21 protein-coding genes and 2 pseudogenes are annotated in these 18,793 nt (G+C 62.2%); 11 read left to right on the top strand and 12 right to left on the bottom strand.

All coding sequences use genetic code 11. The features are described 5' to 3' along the window. Position 1 precedes the first annotated feature (1 nt). Positions 2 to 343 (top strand): annotated as a pseudogene (locus tag NGM28_RS08260) (glycosyltransferase); the annotation flags it as partial. A gap of 12 nt (positions 344 to 355) precedes the next feature. Here the strand turns inward: NGM28_RS08260 and ku are convergent. From ku to NGM28_RS08235, 5 genes and pseudogenes are all read right to left on the bottom strand, one after another. After that, on the bottom strand, positions 356 to 1,192 hold the full coding sequence (ku, locus tag NGM28_RS08255; RefSeq protein ID WP_252089691.1) for a non-homologous end joining protein Ku: 837 nt from the start codon (positions 1,190 to 1,192) through the stop codon (positions 356 to 358). Between the two features lie 9 nt (positions 1,193 to 1,201). Further along, entirely contained in the window at positions 1,202 to 1,339 is a 138-nt protein-coding gene (locus NGM28_RS08250) for a PSPA7_2676 family Cys-rich small protein (RefSeq protein WP_252089690.1), read from the bottom strand. A gap of 83 nt (positions 1,340 to 1,422) precedes the next feature. Continuing rightward, positions 1,423 to 1,560: pseudogene (locus NGM28_RS08245) on the bottom strand (SDR family oxidoreductase); the annotation flags it as partial. Between the two features lie 56 nt (positions 1,561 to 1,616). Then, positions 1,617 to 2,051: a DUF6691 family protein gene (locus NGM28_RS08240; protein ID WP_252089689.1), complete on the bottom strand. Its 435-nt coding sequence runs from the start codon at positions 2,049 to 2,051 to the stop codon at positions 1,617 to 1,619. A gap of 1 nt (position 2,052) precedes the next feature. Further along, on the bottom strand, positions 2,053 to 2,490 hold the full coding sequence (locus NGM28_RS08235) for a YeeE/YedE family protein (RefSeq protein ID WP_252089688.1): 438 nt from the start codon (positions 2,488 to 2,490) through the stop codon (positions 2,053 to 2,055). A 422-nt stretch (positions 2,491 to 2,912) separates the two neighbouring features. On the opposite strand from NGM28_RS08235, the gene NGM28_RS08230 reads away from it, so the two are divergent. Beyond that, the gene (locus NGM28_RS08230; RefSeq protein WP_252089687.1) at positions 2,913 to 3,902 is read left to right on the top strand and encodes a universal stress protein; all 990 of its coding nucleotides are present in this window, start codon (positions 2,913 to 2,915) and stop codon (positions 3,900 to 3,902) included. A gap of 34 nt (positions 3,903 to 3,936) precedes the next feature. Further along, complete coding sequence (locus NGM28_RS08225) at positions 3,937 to 4,893, top strand: ribose-phosphate diphosphokinase (protein ID WP_252089685.1); 957 nt, start codon at positions 3,937 to 3,939, stop codon at positions 4,891 to 4,893. Positions 4,894 to 5,018: 125 nt separating this feature from the next. Here NGM28_RS08225 and NGM28_RS08220 read toward each other — a convergent pair whose 3' ends face one another. After that, entirely contained in the window at positions 5,019 to 5,297 is a 279-nt protein-coding gene (locus NGM28_RS08220) for a hypothetical protein (RefSeq protein ID WP_252089743.1), read from the bottom strand. 260 nt (positions 5,298 to 5,557) lie between these two features. On the opposite strand from NGM28_RS08220, the gene NGM28_RS08215 reads away from it, so the two are divergent. Next, positions 5,558 to 6,289, top strand: a complete 732-nt coding sequence (locus tag NGM28_RS08215) for a ferredoxin reductase domain-containing protein (RefSeq protein WP_252089683.1) — start codon at positions 5,558 to 5,560, stop codon at positions 6,287 to 6,289. On the opposite strand, the gene fnr is transcribed toward NGM28_RS08215, so the two are convergent. After that, positions 6,264 to 6,995, bottom strand: coding sequence for a fumarate/nitrate reduction transcriptional regulator Fnr (gene fnr / locus NGM28_RS08210; RefSeq protein WP_252089741.1), 732 nt, complete (start codon positions 6,993 to 6,995; stop codon positions 6,264 to 6,266). The genes NGM28_RS08215 and fnr overlap by 26 nt on opposite strands. 360 nt (positions 6,996 to 7,355) lie before the next feature. Between fnr and NGM28_RS08205 the strand changes: the two genes are divergently transcribed. Further along, the gene (locus NGM28_RS08205) at positions 7,356 to 7,925 is read left to right on the top strand and encodes a GNAT family N-acetyltransferase (protein WP_252089681.1); all 570 of its coding nucleotides are present in this window, start codon (positions 7,356 to 7,358) and stop codon (positions 7,923 to 7,925) included. A 147-nt stretch (positions 7,926 to 8,072) separates the two neighbouring features. Here the strand turns inward: NGM28_RS08205 and NGM28_RS08200 are convergent, their stop codons facing one another. From NGM28_RS08200 to NGM28_RS08190, 3 genes are read right to left on the bottom strand one after another with little or no spacing between them, the layout of a single operon-like run. Continuing rightward, positions 8,073 to 8,681, bottom strand: a complete 609-nt coding sequence (locus NGM28_RS08200) for a hypothetical protein (protein ID WP_252089739.1) — start codon at positions 8,679 to 8,681, stop codon at positions 8,073 to 8,075. Between the two features lie 55 nt (positions 8,682 to 8,736). After that, positions 8,737 to 10,104, bottom strand: coding sequence for an MBL fold metallo-hydrolase RNA specificity domain-containing protein (locus NGM28_RS08195; protein ID WP_252089679.1), 1,368 nt, complete (start codon positions 10,102 to 10,104; stop codon positions 8,737 to 8,739). Between the two features lie 2 nt (positions 10,105 to 10,106). Next, entirely contained in the window at positions 10,107 to 11,021 is a 915-nt protein-coding gene (locus NGM28_RS08190; RefSeq protein WP_252089677.1) for a universal stress protein, read from the bottom strand. 182 nt (positions 11,022 to 11,203) lie between these two features. Between NGM28_RS08190 and NGM28_RS08185 the strand changes: the two genes are divergently transcribed. Next, positions 11,204 to 11,752 carry a GNAT family N-acetyltransferase gene (locus NGM28_RS08185; RefSeq protein WP_252089676.1) on the top strand — a complete coding sequence of 183 codons (549 nt, stop codon included), beginning with the start codon at positions 11,204 to 11,206 and terminating at the stop codon, positions 11,750 to 11,752. Positions 11,753 to 11,779: 27 nt separating this feature from the next. On the opposite strand, the gene NGM28_RS08180 is transcribed toward NGM28_RS08185, so the two are convergent. Continuing rightward, positions 11,780 to 12,706 (bottom strand): universal stress protein, encoded by a 927-nt coding sequence (locus NGM28_RS08180; protein WP_252089675.1) that lies wholly within the window; start codon positions 12,704 to 12,706, stop codon positions 11,780 to 11,782. Positions 12,707 to 12,813: 107 nt separating this feature from the next. Further along, a complete protein-coding gene (locus tag NGM28_RS08175) occupies positions 12,814 to 13,713 on the bottom strand; it encodes a universal stress protein (RefSeq protein WP_252089673.1) in 900 nt (299 codons plus the stop codon). A gap of 199 nt (positions 13,714 to 13,912) precedes the next feature. On the opposite strand from NGM28_RS08175, the gene ftsH reads away from it, so the two are divergent. From ftsH to NGM28_RS08150, 5 genes are all read left to right on the top strand, one after another. Then, complete coding sequence (gene ftsH / locus NGM28_RS08170) at positions 13,913 to 15,754, top strand: ATP-dependent zinc metalloprotease FtsH (protein ID WP_252089670.1); 1,842 nt, start codon at positions 13,913 to 13,915, stop codon at positions 15,752 to 15,754. A gap of 28 nt (positions 15,755 to 15,782) precedes the next feature. After that, positions 15,783 to 16,208, top strand: a complete 426-nt coding sequence (locus tag NGM28_RS08165; RefSeq protein ID WP_213661178.1) for a potassium channel family protein — start codon at positions 15,783 to 15,785, stop codon at positions 16,206 to 16,208. A 313-nt stretch (positions 16,209 to 16,521) separates the two neighbouring features. After that, on the top strand, positions 16,522 to 16,740 hold the full coding sequence (locus NGM28_RS08160; RefSeq protein WP_252089669.1) for a hypothetical protein: 219 nt from the start codon (positions 16,522 to 16,524) through the stop codon (positions 16,738 to 16,740). Between the two features lie 2 nt (positions 16,741 to 16,742). After that, positions 16,743 to 17,564 (top strand): helix-turn-helix domain-containing protein, encoded by an 822-nt coding sequence (locus NGM28_RS08155; protein WP_252089667.1) that lies wholly within the window; start codon positions 16,743 to 16,745, stop codon positions 17,562 to 17,564. Continuing rightward, positions 17,549 to 18,787 carry an MgtC/SapB family protein gene (locus NGM28_RS08150; RefSeq protein WP_252089665.1) on the top strand — a complete coding sequence of 413 codons (1,239 nt, stop codon included), beginning with the start codon at positions 17,549 to 17,551 and terminating at the stop codon, positions 18,785 to 18,787. The genes NGM28_RS08155 and NGM28_RS08150 overlap by 16 nt, the downstream gene beginning before the upstream one ends. Positions 18,788 to 18,793: the final 6 nt, after the last annotated feature.

Below are 18,793 nucleotides of genomic sequence, written 5' to 3'. Positions count from 1 at the left end.
CGCCGACGCGGTCTGCGGCACCGTGCACATCGAGCGCTGGCAGCCCTGGCAGGGCGCCGCCCTGCGCCGGTTGTACCGTAGCCGATACCAGGCTCAGGAGGGGCATCGGCATATCCACGGCGCCAACCTGGGCGTGTGCGCCAAGGCCTATGAGCGCGTCGGCGGCTTCCAGCCATTGCCGGCCCACGAAGATGTACAACTGGTGCTGGCCCTCGAGGCCAGTGGCGCGCAGATCGTCTGGACCGCGGCGCACAGCGTGGCCACCAGCAGTCGCCGGGACAGCCGGGTTCGCCAGGGCTTCGGGGATTACCTGAGGGGACTGGAGGGGCAATTGCCATCATGACAGGGCAATACACTATGACGCTTTGCGCGGTCGCTTGGCCGCCGGTTTCTTCGCCTTGGCCTTGCCACCAAGGCTGCGCTTGAGCAGTTCGGTAAGGTCGATGATGTCCGCGCCCTTCTCTGCTGGCGCACCCTCGCCTTTGTCCACGGTCTCGATCTTGCCCTTGCTGGCCTTCTCTTGCACCAGGTCGAGGATGGTCTGGCGAAACGCGTCATGGTACTCGTCGGGTGTCCATGGCCCGCTCATGTCTTGCACCAGCTTCCTGGCCATGTCCAGTTCACGCTTGTCCAGCTTGCTGTCGGTCACGCTCTTGTCCAGTTCCAGCGACTCCAGGCCACGCACCTCCTCGGGCCAGCGCAGGGTGATCATCACCAGCGCATCCTCCAGGGGGCGCAGCAGGGCCAGGTGCTGGCGGGTGTGCAGGACGACTGTGGCCAGGGCCACCTTGCCAGTGCTATGCAAGGTCTCGCGCAGCAAGGCGTACACTTTGCCGCCACGCCGGTCGGGGCTCAGGTAATAAGGGGTGTCGAACTGTTGCAGCGGGATCTCCCCGGCCTCGACGAACGAGAAGATATCGATGGTCTGGGTCGCCCCAGGCCGCGCCTTGCGAATTTCCTCCTCGCTGATCACCACATAGCGGCCCTTCTCGTACTCCACGCCTTTGACGATGTGCTCCTTGTCGATCTCCTTGCCGGTCACCTTGTTCACCCGCTTGTAGCCCACCGGCTCCATGCTGCGCTTGTCGAGCCAGTCGAAATCCACGCGCTCGGTACGCACGGCGGTGTTGAGGGAGACGGGGATGTGCACGAGGCCGAAGCTGATCGCGCCTTTCCAGATTGCCCGGGCCATGGTCGGCTCCTACGCGTCGAACGGTTGGCCAGGCTGGCTATAGCGCAGCGCGCCGCAGCGTTCGCAGCACTGGCAGTGAAGCCCGGCGATTTCCCGGGCCAGCAAGCTACGCCACTGGCAGCCGCGCAGCAGGCAGACGAGTTTCATCAGCCACCTCCCTGGCCCGCCTATATTTGGGGCTCTTACAAGGACTGACTGCGCGGCGCGGCCAAGGTTTATTCGACTTTGCCCTATGGCAGTGGATTCCCCCCTGTGACGCCGAACACCTCCCCGGTGATGTAGCTCGACTCCTGGCTGGCCAGCAGCACGTACAACGGGGCGCACTCGACGGGCTGGCCCGGGCGCTTCGTCGGTGTATGCCCACCGAAGTCGGGGATCTTTTCCGGCACCAGGCGCTCGGGATTAAGGTGGACTGACATCTGGTTCACCTGCCGCCCTGAGGACTGCTGCGAATCGCTTCCAAGGCATTGAACAACCCCATACCGGCAAGCATCGCGGCCACAAATAGCCAGGCTTGCCAGTACCCGCCAACGAGCAACACCAGCGCCGGGCCCGGACACACGCCGGCAAGTCCCCAACCGACGCCGAAGACCAGGCTCCCGCCGACGAGTCGACGGTCGATATCGCGCCTGGCAGGCAGCTGCATCGTTCCCCCCAGCAAGGCCGAGGTCCGTCGCCGCGCCCAGGTCATAGGCAACAGCGCGGCACCTATGGCACCTACCATGACCAGCGCCAGCGATGGGTCCCACTGCCCGGCAAGGTCGAGAAAACCCAGCACCTTGGCGGGGTTCGTCATCCCGGACAGCAATAACCCCATACCGAACAGCACCCCCGCGATGAAACCGCTGATCCGTTTCATTTCACGTTCCCGCCAGAAGGTGCCGAACTACGAAGACCGTGGCAAAACCAGCCGCCATGAAGCACAGCGTCGCCACCGCCGAACGGGGCGACAGGCGCGACAGGCCACAAACACCATGGCCACTGGTGCAGCCACCGCCATAGCGGGTACCCAGGCCTACCAGCAGTCCCGCAACCATCAGCGACCAGGGCGCCGTACTGAAATGAACCTGGGGCATTGCCAAGAACACTTGCCATAAAAGTGGCGCGGCAGTAAGCCCCAGCAAAAAGCACACTTTTTCGTCGCGCCCTTCTCCACCACTTTGCAGCAGCGAGCCGAGCAAACCGCTGATACCCGCGATGCGCCCGTTCGCCACGGCGAACAGCCCAGCGGCCAAACCGATCAGTGCCCCGCCTGCCAATGCCGACCACGGCGTGAAGACAGCCATATCAACGAGCATCTCAGCGCTCCATTTTCGAACTACAGACAAGAACAAATTTTATCTTAGCGGATGTGCTCTAGATGAATACGGCCCCAGAATGAGACGGTGCGAATTGATAGTGGAATTGACCTGTACTTGGCTTTTATCAAGTCGAGCTGCCGACGGCGGCGTAATTTGCCAATGTCTATTGGCCTGCCATGGAAAAGAATCGTGAACCGCCCCGCTCCCTCAGGCGTTCGCCTGTATGACGAACAAGATCTCGATAGCGTGCTGCGTACCATGGCGCATCAGGCCCTGGCGTTCATGCCATGTGCCGCCTTTCGAAGCGGATTTCTGCGTGGAAGTGATTCGCCACGGCCGCGCCGTGACACCGCCTGATTCGACTCGATGAAGTAGCGTTGCCCGTAGGGAAGGTCATCGAAGCTGCCGCTCAGCCAATCTTGATAAATATCAAGGCCATCAAGCCCCACTGCGTCACCCTTGGCCTGAACCGGTGGGCCTTCATCGAGGCTGCCATTGCCGTGGAGGCCATCATGAACGCTTACCCGCGACTGCTACTGATCTGCCATCCAGACCTGCACCCCTCGCCTGCGTTGACGCGTGCTCAGGCGCTGGCCAGCACCGCAGGCGCCACCTTGCACCTGGTGGTGCTCAGCCAGCTGCCCTCACGCCTGGCCACACTGGACCAGGTGCTGCGCAGCAATGCCCGCAAGCAGGACGCCGAGCACCGCAAGGCTTGGCTCGCCGACCAGGTGAAGGCGCTGGGCGAACTGGGCATTACCGCCTACGCCGAGACACTGGACGATGAAGACCCGCTCAAGGACTTGATCCGGTTGGCCCAACTGCACCGGGTGGAGATGGTGATCAAGGACATCAAGCACGAAACCGCCTTGAGCCGTGCCTTGCTCACACCCTTGGACTGGCAATTGCTGCGCCGTTGCCCGATCCCGCTGCACCTGGTGGCCCTGGCTGAAACCGCGCTGCCAGCGCGCATACTCGTCGCCGTCGATCTGATCGAGCACGACCCTGTGATCGACAAGCTCAACGGCCAAATCCTGCAATCGGCACAGGCACTGGCACAACGATGCAAGGCACAACTGCATCTGCTGCAGGCCTATGAACCCAGCGCCAGCTTCGTTGCCTATGCCGCCGCCCCCGTGGCCTGGACTGACAAGCTGGTCGAGGAAATGTCCGGTCGCGCGCGCGAGCGCATGGCGACGTTCGGCGGCCACTACGGCATCAAGCCAGATCACCTGCACCTGGTGCGAGGCGCTGCCCGTAACGTGGTCAGCGAATACGCGAACCAGCATGGCTTCGATGTGGTGGTGATGGGCACGCTCTACCACGGGGGAGTGAGCAAGGTCGTCGGAAGTACGACCGAGCAAACCCTGTACAAGGTTCACTCCAGCATTCTGGCCATCCACGGTTGAACGGTTGCTGTGAACGACCTCGGGAGCGCCGGGCATGAATGACACACCGCCGATGCTGTTCGCCTTGCAAGGCAGCCAGGCCTATGGAAATGCCGTCGCGCAACGCCTGGGCTGGAAACTGTCGGCCCATGAAGAGCGCGACTACGAGGACGGCGAGCACAAATGCTGGCCTGGCGAATCGGTCGACGGGAGATCGGTCATCGTCTTTCACTCGCTCTTTGGTGACGCGCACCACAGCGCTCACGACAAGCTGTGCCGCTTGTTGTTCTTCTGTGCTGCGCTCAAGGACGCCGGCGCCAACCGGGTGACCGCAGTCACGCCTTACCTGTGTTATGGCCGCAAGGACCGCAAGGTGGAGTTTCAGGACGCTACCATCACCCGGTATGTAGCGCGGCTGATGGAAAGCTGCGGCGTCGACCGCATAGTGGCGCTGGACGTGCACAACCCCAGCGCTTTTGACAACGCCTACCGGATCCCGAGTTGGAATCTGCAATGCACCCAGTTGTTCGCCCAACAGCTGGCCCCGTTGCTCGGCGAGCAGTCGGTCACGGTCGTCTCGCCGGATGTCGGTGGCATCAAGCGCGCCGAGCGGTTTCGCCTGGTCTTGGCGGACTTGCTGGGGCGCCCGGTATCGGTGGCCATGATGGAAAAGCACCGCCAGCAGGCGGGCCTGAGCGGCGACCATCTGGTCGGTAACGTGGCTGGCCGCACCGCCATCGTCTTCGACGACCTGATCAGCACGGGGCAGACGCTGCTACGCGCGGCCCAAGCCTGCCGGCAGGCTGGAGTCAGCCGCATGCTGGCCGCTGCTACCCACGGCCTGTTCACCACCGGTGGTGAGCTGTTCGACAGCGGTGCGTTCGAACGGGTACTGGTGGCCGACAGCATCGCGCCCTTTCGCCTGCCCTTGCGCTGCATGGCGCAGCTGGAGATTGTCGATACCAGCACCTTGGTCGCTGATTTGCTTGCATACAGGGGCTCTGGCCCGTGACCCCGGCGCATGGACTTACACCACCAGGATATGGAATTGGCGAGCTGGGTAGCACCACTGAGGATTTTCTCCCGCGCTGCGGAGCAAAACAGGATTTTGCCATGGGACATGGTATGCCCTCCCGTTCAGGCCAGAGCAGAAAACAACGGTTGCTGTCGTTTGGCCTGCTGGAGCAAACGCTGGACCTGTTCCTGGGCCTGGGTCGCTCTGCGCAGCGCCTCGTTGGCGGTCTGCTCCACCAGGTCGATGCGGTAGCACACCTGGTCGGCCCGCAACCGAGCGGTAGCCGCGTTGTTTTCGGCTGACTCCAGGCGCGCGTCATATTGCTCAGCGTGCCAAGGGGTACAGCCCAAAGCCGATGCCAGCAGCAGGCTGAACAGTCCGGCAAGCAGATAGCGTTGCATATTGGTGCCCTCGTACATGTCTTGGACACCCCCAGTATCGACATCGCCACTTACCGCAGCCTGACATTTATCAAGCTCGCCCAGCGTGCGATCAGGCCGTCAAGCGCAGCACAGAGGTTCAGGCCGAAGGTCTGCGCGTCACCGTAAATCAGTCAGTGGCCTGCCGCCATCGCTTGTCGGTTTGACCCTGATCAAAGTCCCGCTCTGGCGGACGCTTAGCCTGAAACAGCACGGTCAATCCACACAAGATCGAGGCAACTATGGAGCGGGACGACAGCAAAAGTGTCCGCTTGCTGGAAACCTTACCCGGCCCGGGCATTCAGCAATGCCTGCGCCTGGCACTGTGCGGCGCACAATTGAGCGAGGCGATGCCAGGCCAGTACTGCCTGCTGGCCAACCGTAGCGAGCGCTGGGCATGCAACTACGTCAGCCTGCCTGGGGTGGACGGTCGGTTCATGGTGGCTACCCACAGCGCACACCCCTTGGGGCAGCCAGGCGAACTACTGGGGTATTCAGGCCCCCTCGGCAGCGCCTGGCCAGTGCCCTTGCAGAGCGCACGGCTGCTGGCGATCACCCGTGGCGAAGGGGTATTGGCGTTGCTGTGCATGCTCGATGAGATCCACTGCTGGCTGCCTTGGGTACAGGTGCGCTTACTGCACGACGGCTTGCCGCTGGAGCTCCTGCCCTCTGAATGCCGACCGATGCTTCGCGGGCAAACGACGGCGCCGCGCAACTGCCTCAGCGGGTGGATGCAACTGACACATCAACTGCAGGCGTTCAGACCAGACACGGTCTACTGCTGCGCGCCGGTGCAGATAGCCCGGCAAGCGGCGCGCATCTGTTGGCAAAAAGGAGTCGCACCACAGCGCATCTGGCTGCGCACTGACCATATGCCTCGGCCAAACTCGATGGATCAATGTTCTCTGGGTGGGCCGGTTCAACGCTACAACAGGGTTTTGGCAGCGCTCAAGTGGGTTCCTCCACCTGGCTAAGTTTCAATAAGCCTTGAAAGTCGACCAGCCGGACTTCCCGCCCGCCGCACTGCACCAACCCTGCCTGGGTGAAGCGGCTGAACAGCCGGCTGACGGTTTCCAGGGTAAGGTCCAGGTAGTTGGCGATATCGCCACGGGACATCGGCAGGTTGAAGACGTCCGCGCGCAGGCCGCGTTCGTGATAACGCGCCGACATGCCGAGCAGGAAGATCGCAAGCCGCTGCTCGGCTCGCCCGTGACAGCAACGCAAGTGCTCGTCCTTGCCTTGGATTCCCATGCTCAGCATATGCAACAGTTGGTAGCGCAAACCGGGGATCTGCCCAGACAGCTCGACGAGCTGATCCAACCTGATGGAGCACACCAGCGAAACCTCCATCGCCACTGCATAGCTCCGGTAATACTTTGCACCGATGGCGTCCAGCCCCAGCATCTCCCCTGGCAAAACGAAACCGGTGACCCGCTCGTTGCCGTCGGTAGCGAGCAGGAAACTCTTGATGGCCCCTGAGCGCAGAGCGAACACATGCTCCATTGGCTCATCGGCCTTGAACAGATACTCGCCCTTCTTCAAAGGGCGGTTACGGCGCACGATTCGCTCCAGCTTGTCCACCTCGTCGGCACTGAGACTGGCGGGCAGGCAAAGCCGACTCAACGAACACGCAAGGCACTTCACCTGGGGCCTTGCCCCCGTATCCAGTGAGCTTGACATGGACATGCCTCCGCTGTTCCGCGCGCGGGTATCCATACAAATTAGCCGGTTCGACCAGGCCTCTCAGAGCACTCCGACCAAGGGTCACGCCACTTGCAGCGCTGCTTGCCCCGTCGCTCGCGAGCTGGGAACGCCCGGCCTGGAAAGCTGTTCGTGGTCGCCCCTGCGAGCGGCGAAAACCCCGACGAACGGGCATTGAATGCCCATGTCATTGAGGAGCCTGGACGATCCGCTGTGGGTCCCCGCCTGACCAATGACAGCGGCTGGCGACCGGGGAATTGACAACGATCAAGTGCGCGCAGGGCCGAGCGTCGAAACTGAACCTCCCTAGTTCGTTCCCCACACACGAGGATTACTTCAATGGCACCCACAGAACCTTCCCGCCAATACGCCGCCCCCTCGTTTCCCAAGCCTGAGGGCGAGCATTGGATCGAAGCGCTCGACAATGGCACCCATGTACTGATCAGGCCGCTGCAAGCCAAGGACCGGGAGCGGGAAAGGGCCTTCATCGAACGGCTGTCACCGCAATCGCGGCACTTTCGCTTCCTGTGCCAGATCAAGGAGCCTGGCGAGGCGATGCTCGACCAGTTGATGGCGGTCGACCAGGACCGACAAGCCGCTTACGTCGCCCTCGCCCATGTGGACGGCGAGCTGCAAGAAGTGGGCATTTCCCGTTACGCCTCCATTACCGGCAAGGATGAATGCGAATGCGCCGTGACGGTGCTCGACAGCTGGCAGCACCATGGGCTGGGTCGCCTGTTGCTCAAGCACCTGACTGATCATGCCAGGGCCAAAGGCCTGCGGCAGATGTACTCGATCGACTCAGCCGCCAACCAGGCAATGCACGGCCTGGCCAAGGCGGCGGGGTTCACCACCAGCACCGACCCGGATGACCCGACGCAAGTCATCCATCGCTACAACCTGACCTGAAGCGCCGTTGCGCCAGCACCGGGGGCAGCCACCGCGCTGCCCCACCCGCTTTTCGCCTCACGACCTCCGTTCGGCGTCTGTGACATGGGAACCTCCCGTGCACGACGTGCGCCTGTCGTTTAGATCGCTATCAGGCACTCCCGCCATTCAAGGCGCCGTCGCCGGGGCTGCTTCAGGCAGCAAGTCGAACTGCTCGAGGCAACGCTGCTCGTCGTCCGCCGTCAACGCCTTGTATGCGCTCACTTCCCGCATCGGCGTTTCGAACAAGGCCAGGCGAATCAACCCATTTCGATCAAGGAATGTTTGCGCCATGCAGGTACACACCGGCTTGCCGAGCAATGCCGTGAGCTGCTCATCCTCGGATGAGGCCACCTGAGCCTGCAGGTTGGCGGCACAACGTTCCACGATACTGTCCACCGAGCGCCCCGCCAGCCAAAGGGTACCGCCGCCCAGCAACGCCAGGAACAGTAACAGGCCCAAGAGGACGTTCGACTCCTGGATGATCGAGCGCAGAAAGGCAAGCCGAGCCTGCCAGCCCGTGGACTGACCATTGAAAATGGCCTTGCCGACCGTGCGCTTAACGCCACGCTGCACAACCCACCCCAACGCCAAGCACAAGGCCAGCAAGGCCAACAGCACGAGTGGGTGTTGCATGGGCAGGCGCCAGCTCGGGCTCAACCACTGATAGGCGAAGGCCACGACGAGCAACGCGAGAATGACCACGATCCACCCCAGGCTACCCCGTGGTCGATGCATCCAGGCCCGCAGTTTCGCCCTTGCTTGTGTTTCCATGACAGCCTCCCGGCCCAGGCTAGCGCACTGGGTCAATGGCAACGGTTTCCTGGTACTCGGGTACGTACACCTGCCAACCGAGCTCGATGCTGATTCGCCGCCGCAACGTATCGGCGGCGTGCGGCTCGCCATGGATGACGTAGGTCTGGCGTGGTGGGCGGGCGAAGCCACGCAACCACTCCATGATCTCGTCGGCATCGGCATGCGCTGAGAGGTTCTCCATGGCATGCACCTGGGCCCGGATGGGCACGTCTTCGCCATGCAGGCGGACACTGCGCGCACCGCCGACGATGTCGGCGCCGCGGGTACCACCGGCCTGGAAACCCGAGAACAGGATGCTGTTACGTGGGTTGGGGGCCAACGTTTTGAGATGGTGCAGAACCCGTCCACCGGTCGCCATGCCGCTGGCGGCGATGATGACCGCAGGTTCACGCAGTTGATCCAGATGCCGGGATTCATCGACCGTACGGATGATCTGGGTGCTCTTGCACATTGCGGCGCACTCCGCCGGCGTCAAGCGATGCTCGCTTCTGAACTGTTGGTACAGGGTGGTTGCGTCTGTGGCCATCGGGCTGTTGAGATAGACCGGGATGTCGGGTATCAGGCCATCGCGCTTGAGTTTGTAGAGGTAATACATCAGCAACTGGGCACGGCCAACGGCGAATGATGGCACCAGGGTAATGCCGTGGCGCAGGAGGGTCTGGTTGATGACCTGGGCCAGAAATTGCTCGGTTGATTCGGTTGGATGCTGGCGATCGCCATAGGTGGACTCCACCAGCAGCACGTCTGCCGTCCTGATCAGCTCCGGCGCGCGCATGATCGGGTCTTGTGGCCGGCCCAGGTCGCCGGAGAAGACCAAGGTCTGGTCATCGACCTTGATCTGAACCGTCGCCGCACCAAGGATATGCCCTGCCATGCGCAACATCAGTTCCATGCCCGGCGCTATCAGGGTTGGCTGATGCAACGCCACAGGGCGCAATAGCGTCAAGGCGCGCTTTGCATCCTGTTCGGTATATAGCGGGCGTGCCGGCGAATGCTTGGAGTAGCCGTGCCGGTTGGCATGCTCGGCCTGCTCTTCCTGCAGCCTTGCACTGTCGAGCAACAGGATCTCGGCCAAGGCACAGGTGGCCGGCGTTGCGTAGACCGGGCCGGTATAGCCTTCGCGCGCAAGCACCGGAAGATAACCGCTGTGGTCGAGATGGGCATGGGTCAACACCACGGCATCGAGCGCGCGCAGTGCCGCCGGCAGCGGGTCCCAGTTGCGCAGGCGCAGTTGCTTGTAGCCTTGGAACAACCCGCAGTCGATCAGCACCCGTCTGCCATCGTAGGTCAACAGGAACTTGCTGCCGGTCACGGTCCCGGTACCACCGAAGAATGTCAGTTGCATGGCTAGGGCTCCAGGGTGTCGGCCGTTTGAGGGTGAACCGCCAGAACGCTGCACGGCGGGTGGCTGACGATGCGTTCGGTGGTGTCACCGAGCAGCTTGTCCAGGCCCTTGGGCTGCACGACGCCCATGACCACCGCGTCGATGTCTAGTGCGGCAACCTGCTCGCGAATCACCTGCACCGGGCCGCCTTCCAGGAAGTGGCGGCGATCCGGCGCGACCCCCTCGGCGTCCGCCAAGGTGTCGAACGGTTCCTTGAGCGCATCGCGCATCTCTTCAATCCAGGCCTGGGTGACGTTGATGTCCGAGGCGAACACGCCAGCCAGGTTGTAGGCCGAGAGCAGGTGCAACTGTGCATCGCATTGCAGTGCCAGCGCCTGTGCGGCACGGATCAGCCCACGGTTGAAGCTGGCCTGGACCTCGGGGGTTTCGCTGAAGGAGGTGTCCACGGCGACCAGCACACGCCGGGGCAGCGACGCCGAGGCCGTCGGTACGAAATGCGTGATGCCCTTCAAGCCTCGCATCAGCGCACAATCCAGAGGCGTGCTGAACAGGCGCGCCAGCGCTGGCGTCGCCTCGCTGTCCTTGATGACCATATCGGGCTGCAGTTCGCTGATGTAATCGATGGCCTGGCTGCGGATGTCCTCTGCCTGCAGGCTGTCGACCGTCAGGGCGATACCGCTGCCACGGTGACGCTCGACCAACCCCGCCAGCTGCACCCGGTAGTGGTCGAACTGGCACTGGATAGCGGCCTCGTTCAATCGCTCTTCACGCAGCAGGTGCTCCTGTTTCGGTTCGAACAAACCCAATACATGCACACTGGCGCCACTGACATGCGCCAGGGCCAACGCCCTGCGCAGCGCGGGGGAATGCGGGTCGACCTCGGTGAGCAGCACCAGCAATTGTCGATATTGACCCATGGTGAACCTCCAGGCTTGCGCGGCTGGCGTGATGATGTAGGCGATTGTCCGCAGGCAAGTCGGTTCGCGCTTGATGCAGATCAGAAAACCCACCCGGCGAACCTGAACTTGACGATTGTCAGAACCGGCGCCTCCCGGCACGGTACAACAGCTCTGGCAAGCATCGACCAGATGGAGGCGCCATGAGCAAGCAGCAGACTGACCCGCCAAACGCGGGCGAGCATTGGATCGAAAAGCTTTCGGACGGTTCTGCCGTACTGATCCGCCCGCTGCGCGAGGAAGATCATGAAAGGGACCGCCGTTTTGTCAGCACTATCGCTTACGAGGCGCGTCGTTTCCGCCTCATCGCCGGACTCAGCAGCGGCTTGCCGAGCTTGGATGCCCGTTGCATGCCAGTAGAACATCATCAACGCGAGGCCTATGTTGCCTTGATCCATGCAGATGGCCAGTTACGCCAGATTGGGGTCTGCCGCTATGCCGGTGTTCCAGGCAGCCGCCTCTGCGAATGCGCCGTGGCGGTGCATGAAGCATGGCAACGCAAGGGGTTGGGTCGGTTGCTGATGCAGCACCTGATCACAGCCGCGAGGCGCAATGGCTTTCACTGCATGATCTCCAGAGACCTGGCGAACAACTACGGCATGCATCGGCTGACCAAAGGCCTGGGGTTCAGCTCCCGCTACCTGGGTGGCGATGTCAGCGAAATCATTCACGAACTTGACCTTCGCAACTAAAAACAAGGCCCTTTCGGGCCTTGTCTCTCAGCCTTGGGAATGCTCCGGTGAAATCACCAGCACGCTGCTGGACAACCGGTGCAATACCCGTTCGGCAGTGCTACCGATGAACCAGCCAATGCCGTGATGGTGGTAACTGCCCATGACCAGAACATCGATATCATTGTGCTCCATGAACAACGCCAGCACCTTGGCGGGGTCTCCCATGCGCAGATGGCGGTGTTCGGCGGCGATACCATTGCGCTCGGCAAGCGCCTGGAAGGCAGCGCTTTGCGCCTCATGCAGTGTCTGGGCGAGGCTGGAGTCAAACAGGAACGAATGCTCGCGGCTGCCGCCTGCGTCCAGGTACATGGAGCCGACGTCGTAGGCATACAGCAACTCGACCTGGGCATTGCACTGTAATGCCAGTTTCAGTGCCTCGCTGATGATCTGGTCGTTGAACCCCTCGAACTGGTCCTCAGGGCGGGACAGGTCCACGGCGGCCAGAATCTTGCGTGGCAGCGCATGGCTGGCCTGATTCACCAGGTGCAGAGGAATGCGGGTTTCCCGCAGCAGCTGGATGTCGAGCGAGGTGAACATCGCCCGCATCCACCAGGGTTCATGCTCGAACGCCTTGATCAGCATGGCAAACGGCTGCTCGCGCAAGTGCACCAGGATCTCGTCCAGCGGATGTTGCACCCACACCACTTCGGTGGTGACCGTCACACCGTTGCGGCGCATCGACAACGCTTGGGTTTCAAGCCATTCACGGTGCTGCTGCACGTAGCCTTCACGCATCACCGCCAGCGCCTGATCATTGACCAGGCCCGCCGTGGCCAGGCCTTCGAGGTAGTCGAAGGCCACAATGTGCAAGGCCATGCCCTTGGCCTTGGCCAGCGCAGCCGCGCGGTCGTAAACCGGGGTGCGACGCATCAGAGGCGAAGCGATCAGCAAGAGTCTTTGCGGGTTGTCCATGGCGCACCTCAGCGATTGGCAAGTGTCCCTGGATCATCCATCAGCCGAGCTTCGTGGATTTGATGTTTATCAACTGAACCACTGCGCGGACGAACGGCAACAAAGATTCAAGTCCCATGACGAGCAGGCGCGGACCTGACCGTCAGAATGCTGCACGGCGCATGGCTGACCAGCCGCTCGGTGGTATCGCCGATCAGCTTGGCCCAATGCCTGGCCTGCACGACGCCGACCACCACCACATCGATCTTCAGCGCGGCAATGTGGGACTTGATGACGCGCAAGGGCGCACCCTCGCTGAAATGCCGATGCGTATGGGCGATGCCATGTGCATCGGCCAGCGCATCGAACGGCAACTGCAGCGACTCGCGCACTTCGTCCGCCCAAGGGCCGGCAAGATCAGGGTTGGCCGCCATGGCGAGGGGCAGGTCGTAGGCCGACAGCAGGTGCAACTGCCCTTTGCATTGAGCCGCCAGCTGCTGGCCTGCCGCGACCAGAACGTGGTTGAGCGCGTCGTTTTGTGGTGACGGGTTGGCAACATCCACTGCCACCAGGATGCTGCGTGGAATGGCCGGGGCATTCGCCGGCACCAACAACAACGGCACCTCGCTCGCATGCAACAGCACTTGGTCTGGCGAGGTACGGGCGATCTGATCGAACAAGGAACAGCCCGGGCAGTCTTTGATCACCAGATCAGGTGCATAGCGGGCAATGCGGGTCGGCAGCAGATCACGTAGATTGAAGGCTTCCACGGCCTCGAAACTTGGCCGAGCCCCGATTACTGGCTGTTCATCGAGCAGCGCCTTGAGCTCGGTGCTGAAGTGCAAGAAAGAAAGCGAAGGCAGCGAGGCTTCCTGCATTCCATGACGCAGGCTCAGTTCACCCGGCTCATGCATGCCCAGCACGTGCAAAGTCGCACCCGATGCCGCAGCCAATGCCAGGGCCCGGGACAGCGCGGCACTGGCTTGGACCTCGGTCATGATAAGCAGAATCCGGCGATACGGGTTCATCGAGCACCTCCCCGGCGCGGCTGTTGGGTTGCATGCGCTTGTGATTATCGAATCAGGTGCTGCTTCGTTCTTGATAATTATCAAGGCTCCCAGGCGCGTGAGCCGGCTCGGTCCGTTCACCGAGTTTGACCTTTATCAATCGCAACACCCGGTGCAAGGGTAGAAACAAAGCAGTGTTGCAGCGTTGGGAGGAACAGGCATGAACAAGGATCAGCCCTGGAAGTTATATTTCCTGGCCGTCGGGCTGTCCGTGCTGGCCGCGGTGCAGTTTGGCCTGTTCAACACGCCCGCGGTGCAGGCCATCCCTTACAGCCAGTTCCTGCAATTGCTGGAGCAGCAGAAGGTCAGCGACCTGCGCATCGAGCATGACCGCATCCTGGGCCGGCTGCAGGAACCCATCGACGGCCATTCGGTGTTTTCCACGGTGCGTATCGACCCGGCGCTGAGCGAGCAGTTGGGGCGCTCGGGCGTGGCATTTACCGGTATCGCCGAAAACAGCACGGTGGCCACGGTGGTGGGCTGGTTCATGCCACTGCTGATGATGCTGGTGCTGTGGTATTTCCTGTTCCATGGCCTGAGTGGGAAACAAGGCCTGGGCGGGTTGATGGGCGTGGGAAAATCACGCGCCCGCGTCTATGTCGAGCATGACACCAAGGTGACCTTTGCCGATGTGGCCGGTATCGACGACGTCAAGGATGAGCTTACCGAAATCGTGTCCTTCCTGAAAAACAAGGCATGGTACGCGCGCCTGGGCGCTCATGTGCCCAAGGGCACCTTGCTGGTTGGCCCACCCGGCACCGGCAAGACCCTGGTCGCCAAAGCCATCGCTGGGGAAGCGGCGGTGCCCTTTTTCTCGATTTCCGGCTCGGAGTTCGTGGAGATGTTCGTGGGGGTGGGCGCCGCGCGGGTTCGTGACTTGTTCGACCAGGCCCGCCAGGCAGCGCCTTGCATCATCTTCATCGATGAACTGGACGCCCTTGGCAAGATGCGCGGCATCGGTAGTTTTGGTGGCAATGACGAAAAAGAACAAACCCTCAACCAACTGCTGGCGGAACTGGACGGCTTCGACCCGCGCGAAGGCGTGGTGCTGCTGGCCGCCACCAACCGGCCCGAAGTACTGGACCCGGCGCTGCTACGCGCGGGGCGCTTTGACCGGCAGATCCTCATCGACCGGCCCGACCGCAAGGGCCGCCTGGCGATCCTGAAGGTGCACCTGCACAAGATCATCTACAAGAACGATCTGGACTGCGAGCGCATTGCGCAGATCACGCCGGGCCTGACCGGTGCCGACCTGGCCAACCTGGTCAACGAGGCAGCCATCGTCGCCACTCGGCGTGCCAGCCAATGGGTGGAACTGCAGGACTTCACCGCCGCGATCGAGCGCCTGGTGGCCGGTGTCGAGCGCAAAGGCAGTGTGTTGCGCAGCGACGAGCGCCAGGTGGTGGCGTACCACGAAATGGGGCATGCCCTGGCCGCCAGCAGCTTGCCGGCCATGGACCTGGTGCACAAAGTGTCGATCATTCCCCGTGCCGCAGGCTCGCTAGGGTACACCCTGCAACGGCCGACCGATGACCGCTTCCTGATCAGCGCGCAGATGCTGCGCGACCGCATTGTCGTGCTGATGGCCGGGCGTGCCGCCGAAAGCCTGGCGTTCGGCCAGGTTTCCACGGGCGCCGCCGACGATCTGGGGCGTGCCACCGACATCGCCCGGCAGTTGATCACCCGCTTCGGCATGAGCCCGGAGCTGGGCCAGGCGGTGTTGGAGCGCCAGCCAACCGGTTATCTGGGCGAATCCGTGTTGCGTCAGGAGCGAAGGGACTACTCTGAACAGACCGCGCGCGAGGTCGACCTTGGTATTCGCAGCTTGCTGGAAGAGGCCTATGGCCGCGCACGGATACTGCTCGAGCAGCGCCGCGACGACCTGGATGCGGGGGCGCGCCTGTTGTTGGCCAAGGAAACGATCACTCCCGAAGAGTTTCCGGCGCTATTGCCGCAAGCCAATCAACCTGCCAGCTATGCGTTGATCGACACCACGAAGTGAACCGCCAGTCATGGCAAGAGTACCGGCGATGCTTACCGTCACGCTGATCAACATGCTGGTCGTGATCCTGGTGGTGATCATTCACTACGAGTGCCTGCTGCGCCTGAATGACTGGCTACCCCGCCTCAAGCTCTGGAGCCGGTTTCGCATCGTGGCGGGCGTATTCGGCGCCCTGCTGGCCCATGCCCTGGAGGTCTGGTGCTTTGCCCTGGCCTACTACCTGATGGTCCATGCCGAGGGCTGGGGCACGCTCAGCGGCAATTTCGACGGCAGTTTACTGGACTGCGTGTACTTTTCCTTCACCACCTACACCACCATCGGCTTCGGTGATGTCGCCCCTAGCGGGCACCTCAAGTACCTCACGGGCCTGCAGGGTTTGACCGGCCTGGTGCTGATTACCTGGACCGCTTCATTCCTGTTCCTGGAAATGCAGAAGTACTGGAAAGCCAAATAGCGGCCGGTTCGGCGCATCCCCCAACCACGCCTTGCACGCATGATGTTTACCAACGGGAGCCCCCTTCGGACAAATGGCATTGCCCTTGGCGCAGGAACTTGACGCGGATCAATGCTTAGAGACTTCGCTGGCGCACCTTATCCCCATAGCAACACCCATTTCAGGCTCTGCAGGTGTGTCGCGGCGCTCATGAAGGCAGCCGTATTCGTCGACACGTGATGAAAGTGGCGATCACGCCCTGAGTTTCACCTGCGCTACCGGCATGGATGCTTTCATTGTGCATTGTTGACCTACCCATGCTTTGGAGGCGCTGATGAACGTCTACGTCGAGAGGAACACTGAGCGGGAACGCTGGTGGGTGCATATGGATGACTGGCGGGTGAGTTTCAACACGGCTGCCGAAGCCGAGCAGTTTGTAGAGCGGCTCACAACCCGCCTCAATGCCCCCCACTCGCTTGACCGGCTGGCTGCAGGGTTGCCCCACACTGGCATAAGGGCCCAAGGCGGCCTCCGAAGTGCGAAGGAGGCCTGAAAATGTCCAGCCAGCTGAAGGTCACGCAGCTCGACTCGCCCAAGCCATCACGCTCGGCAAACCCCATTCACCTGAAGCCGTCGGCGGCCCTGTGCCGGGATTGCCGGGTCAGCGGCCTGTGCCTGCCCACCGGCCTGCCCATTCACGACAACAGCTGCCTGGGCGCATTGATAGGTCCACGCCTGCGCATTCGAAAGGGCGCCGCGCTGTTCAATGCCAACGATCCGCTGACCCTGCTCTATGCCGTACGCTGCGGCAGTTTCAAGACCAGCCTGAACACCGCCGAGGGCCAAGGGGTGGTGATCAACTTCTGGATGCCAGGTGACGTGCTCGGCCTCGATGCCATTGCCACAGAGCACCATGTCTGCGACGCCATTGCCCTGGAAGACAGCGAAGTCTGCCCCGTCCCCTATCACCGCTTGCAAGCCCTGGCCCGCGACTTTCCGTTCCTGCAACAAAGCCTGAATCGCTTGATGAGCCGGGAGATCGTGCGTGAACACAAGCGCGTGCTGATGCTGTGCAATCTTACTGCGGAACAGCGCTTGGCGGGCTTCCTGGTGGAGCTGTCCGGGCGCTTCGTCAGCCGCGGCTACTCCGCCCACGGCTTCATGTTGCGGATGTCCCGGGAAGACATGGCCTCGTACCTGGGCTTGCGCTTGGAGACCGTGTGCCGGTCCGTCGCCCACCTGCGCGCGCTGGGTATCGTCGACCTCCATGGCAGGCTGGTGGAAATTCTCGACATGCCTGCACTGATGGCGCTCCAGCAAGGCGGCAGTGAATGGGAGGCCAAGGTCACCCTGAAGGCGCCATGCTCGACGCCGTGAATGTTGGCCACGGTGCCGTGGCGTTGGGCATCGGCATGCTGGTGGGGCTTGAGCGCGAGCGCAGGAAGGGCCGTAACGAAAACCAGGCTGCCGCTGGGCTGCGCACCTTTGCCATCACCACGTTGCTGGGCTACCTCAGCATGGTGTTGGCAGGTGTGGTGCTGGTCGCGGTGGCGAGTCTCGGCCTGGTACTGATGCTGTGCACGCATTACCGCGACCATGCCGACAACGATCCTGACATTACCAGTGAAATTGCGCTGCTTCTGGTGCTGACACTGGGCGCGCTGAGCCTGAAGGAACCTGAGCTTGCCGCAGCTGCCGGCGTTGTACTGACCGTGCTGTTGGCGCTGCGACGCGAATTGCACCATTTCGTGCTGCAGCAGTTGAGCGAGCAAGAACTGCGCGATGGTTTGCTGCTGTCAACGGTGGCATTGGTGGTGCTGCCGTTGACCCCGGACCAGTTTCTAGGCCCTTACAACGTGCTCAACCCGCGCACGATTTGTAACCTGGTGGTCTTGCTGATGGCCGTGGGCGCTTTGGGGCACATAGCCATGCGCCTGATGGGGCCTCGGTACGGATTACCCTTGAGCGCGATCGCCTCAGGCTTTGCCTCAGGCTCTGCCACCATTGCCGTGCTTGCACACCGCGCTCGCCAGCAAAGCGCCGCTGCCAGGCCATTTGCCGGGGCTGCCGTGTTGTCCAATCTCGCCACTCTCACGCAATTTGCCCTCGTGCTGAGCATCGTTGACCGTCGCTTGCTCGAACCTTTTTGGCCATCAATCTGGCTCGGTGTGCTGGTCACGCTCGTCTATGGCGTGTTTCTACTGGCACCTTGGCGTACGGCTCATGGCGGGGCGACGGCGACTCCGGGGGCTGGCGCGTTCAGTCTGTGGACAGCGCTGGCCGTCACCGCTGCCATAACCGGCATCTCATTGCTCTCGGCATTTCTGCTTCAGCACCTGGGCCACAACGGCGTGAGCGTCGCGGCGTTCGTCAGCGGCTTGGCCGATGTGCATGCCGCCACTGCCTCGATCGCCTCGCTGGTCATCGCTGGAAAGCTCGGTACTGATGATCTGGTGATAGCGGGATTACTCGCATTGACCGCGAACACGTTGACCAAATGCGGCCTGGCGTTGAGTAACGGCGGTTTCAGCTTCGCGCGATACCTCATTCCCGGTCAGTTGGTCATTCTTGGGGCGGTATGGCTGGGATTACTCTTGTAGATATTC

This window comes from Pseudomonas sp. MWU13-3659 (genome assembly GCF_023757525.1).
Lineage (GTDB): Bacteria > Pseudomonadota > Gammaproteobacteria > Pseudomonadales > Pseudomonadaceae > Aquipseudomonas > Aquipseudomonas entomophila_E.
Note: the sequence above shows the minus strand (reverse complement) of the source record. Positions and strands in the feature narration are given on the sequence as shown.

What these genes read in the sequence shown, in the direction of transcription:
- ku (WP_252089691.1), bottom strand. Translation starts at nt 1,192, where the DNA reads ATGGCCCGGGCAATCTGGAAAGGCGCGATCAGCTTCGGCCTCGTGCAC.
- NGM28_RS08250 (WP_252089690.1), bottom strand. Translation starts at nt 1,339, where the DNA reads ATGAAACTCGTCTGCCTGCTGCGCGGCTGCCAGTGGCGTAGCTTGCTG.
- NGM28_RS08240 (WP_252089689.1), bottom strand. Translation starts at nt 2,051, where the DNA reads ATGAAACGGATCAGCGGTTTCATCGCGGGGGTGCTGTTCGGTATGGGG.
- NGM28_RS08235 (WP_252089688.1), bottom strand. Translation starts at nt 2,490, where the DNA reads ATGCTCGTTGATATGGCTGTCTTCACGCCGTGGTCGGCATTGGCAGGC.
- NGM28_RS08225 (WP_252089685.1), top strand. Translation starts at nt 3,937, where the DNA reads ATGAATGACACACCGCCGATGCTGTTCGCCTTGCAAGGCAGCCAGGCC.
- NGM28_RS08220 (WP_252089743.1), bottom strand. Translation starts at nt 5,297, where the DNA reads ATGCAACGCTATCTGCTTGCCGGACTGTTCAGCCTGCTGCTGGCATCG.
- NGM28_RS08215 (WP_252089683.1), top strand. Translation starts at nt 5,558, where the DNA reads ATGGAGCGGGACGACAGCAAAAGTGTCCGCTTGCTGGAAACCTTACCC.
- fnr (WP_252089741.1), bottom strand. Translation starts at nt 6,995, where the DNA reads ATGTCAAGCTCACTGGATACGGGGGCAAGGCCCCAGGTGAAGTGCCTT.
- NGM28_RS08205 (WP_252089681.1), top strand. Translation starts at nt 7,356, where the DNA reads ATGGCACCCACAGAACCTTCCCGCCAATACGCCGCCCCCTCGTTTCCC.
- NGM28_RS08200 (WP_252089739.1), bottom strand. Translation starts at nt 8,681, where the DNA reads ATGCATCGACCACGGGGTAGCCTGGGGTGGATCGTGGTCATTCTCGCG.
- NGM28_RS08195 (WP_252089679.1), bottom strand. Translation starts at nt 10,104, where the DNA reads ATGCAACTGACATTCTTCGGTGGTACCGGGACCGTGACCGGCAGCAAG.
- NGM28_RS08190 (WP_252089677.1), bottom strand. Translation starts at nt 11,021, where the DNA reads ATGGGTCAATATCGACAATTGCTGGTGCTGCTCACCGAGGTCGACCCG.
- NGM28_RS08185 (WP_252089676.1), top strand. Translation starts at nt 11,204, where the DNA reads ATGAGCAAGCAGCAGACTGACCCGCCAAACGCGGGCGAGCATTGGATC.
- NGM28_RS08180 (WP_252089675.1), bottom strand. Translation starts at nt 12,706, where the DNA reads ATGGACAACCCGCAAAGACTCTTGCTGATCGCTTCGCCTCTGATGCGT.
- NGM28_RS08175 (WP_252089673.1), bottom strand. Translation starts at nt 13,713, where the DNA reads ATGAACCCGTATCGCCGGATTCTGCTTATCATGACCGAGGTCCAAGCC.
- ftsH (WP_252089670.1), top strand. Translation starts at nt 13,913, where the DNA reads ATGAACAAGGATCAGCCCTGGAAGTTATATTTCCTGGCCGTCGGGCTG.
- NGM28_RS08165 (WP_213661178.1), top strand. Translation starts at nt 15,783, where the DNA reads ATGCTTACCGTCACGCTGATCAACATGCTGGTCGTGATCCTGGTGGTG.
- NGM28_RS08160 (WP_252089669.1), top strand. Translation starts at nt 16,522, where the DNA reads ATGAACGTCTACGTCGAGAGGAACACTGAGCGGGAACGCTGGTGGGTG.
- NGM28_RS08155 (WP_252089667.1), top strand. Translation starts at nt 16,743, where the DNA reads ATGTCCAGCCAGCTGAAGGTCACGCAGCTCGACTCGCCCAAGCCATCA.
- NGM28_RS08150 (WP_252089665.1), top strand. Translation starts at nt 17,549, where the DNA reads ATGCTCGACGCCGTGAATGTTGGCCACGGTGCCGTGGCGTTGGGCATC.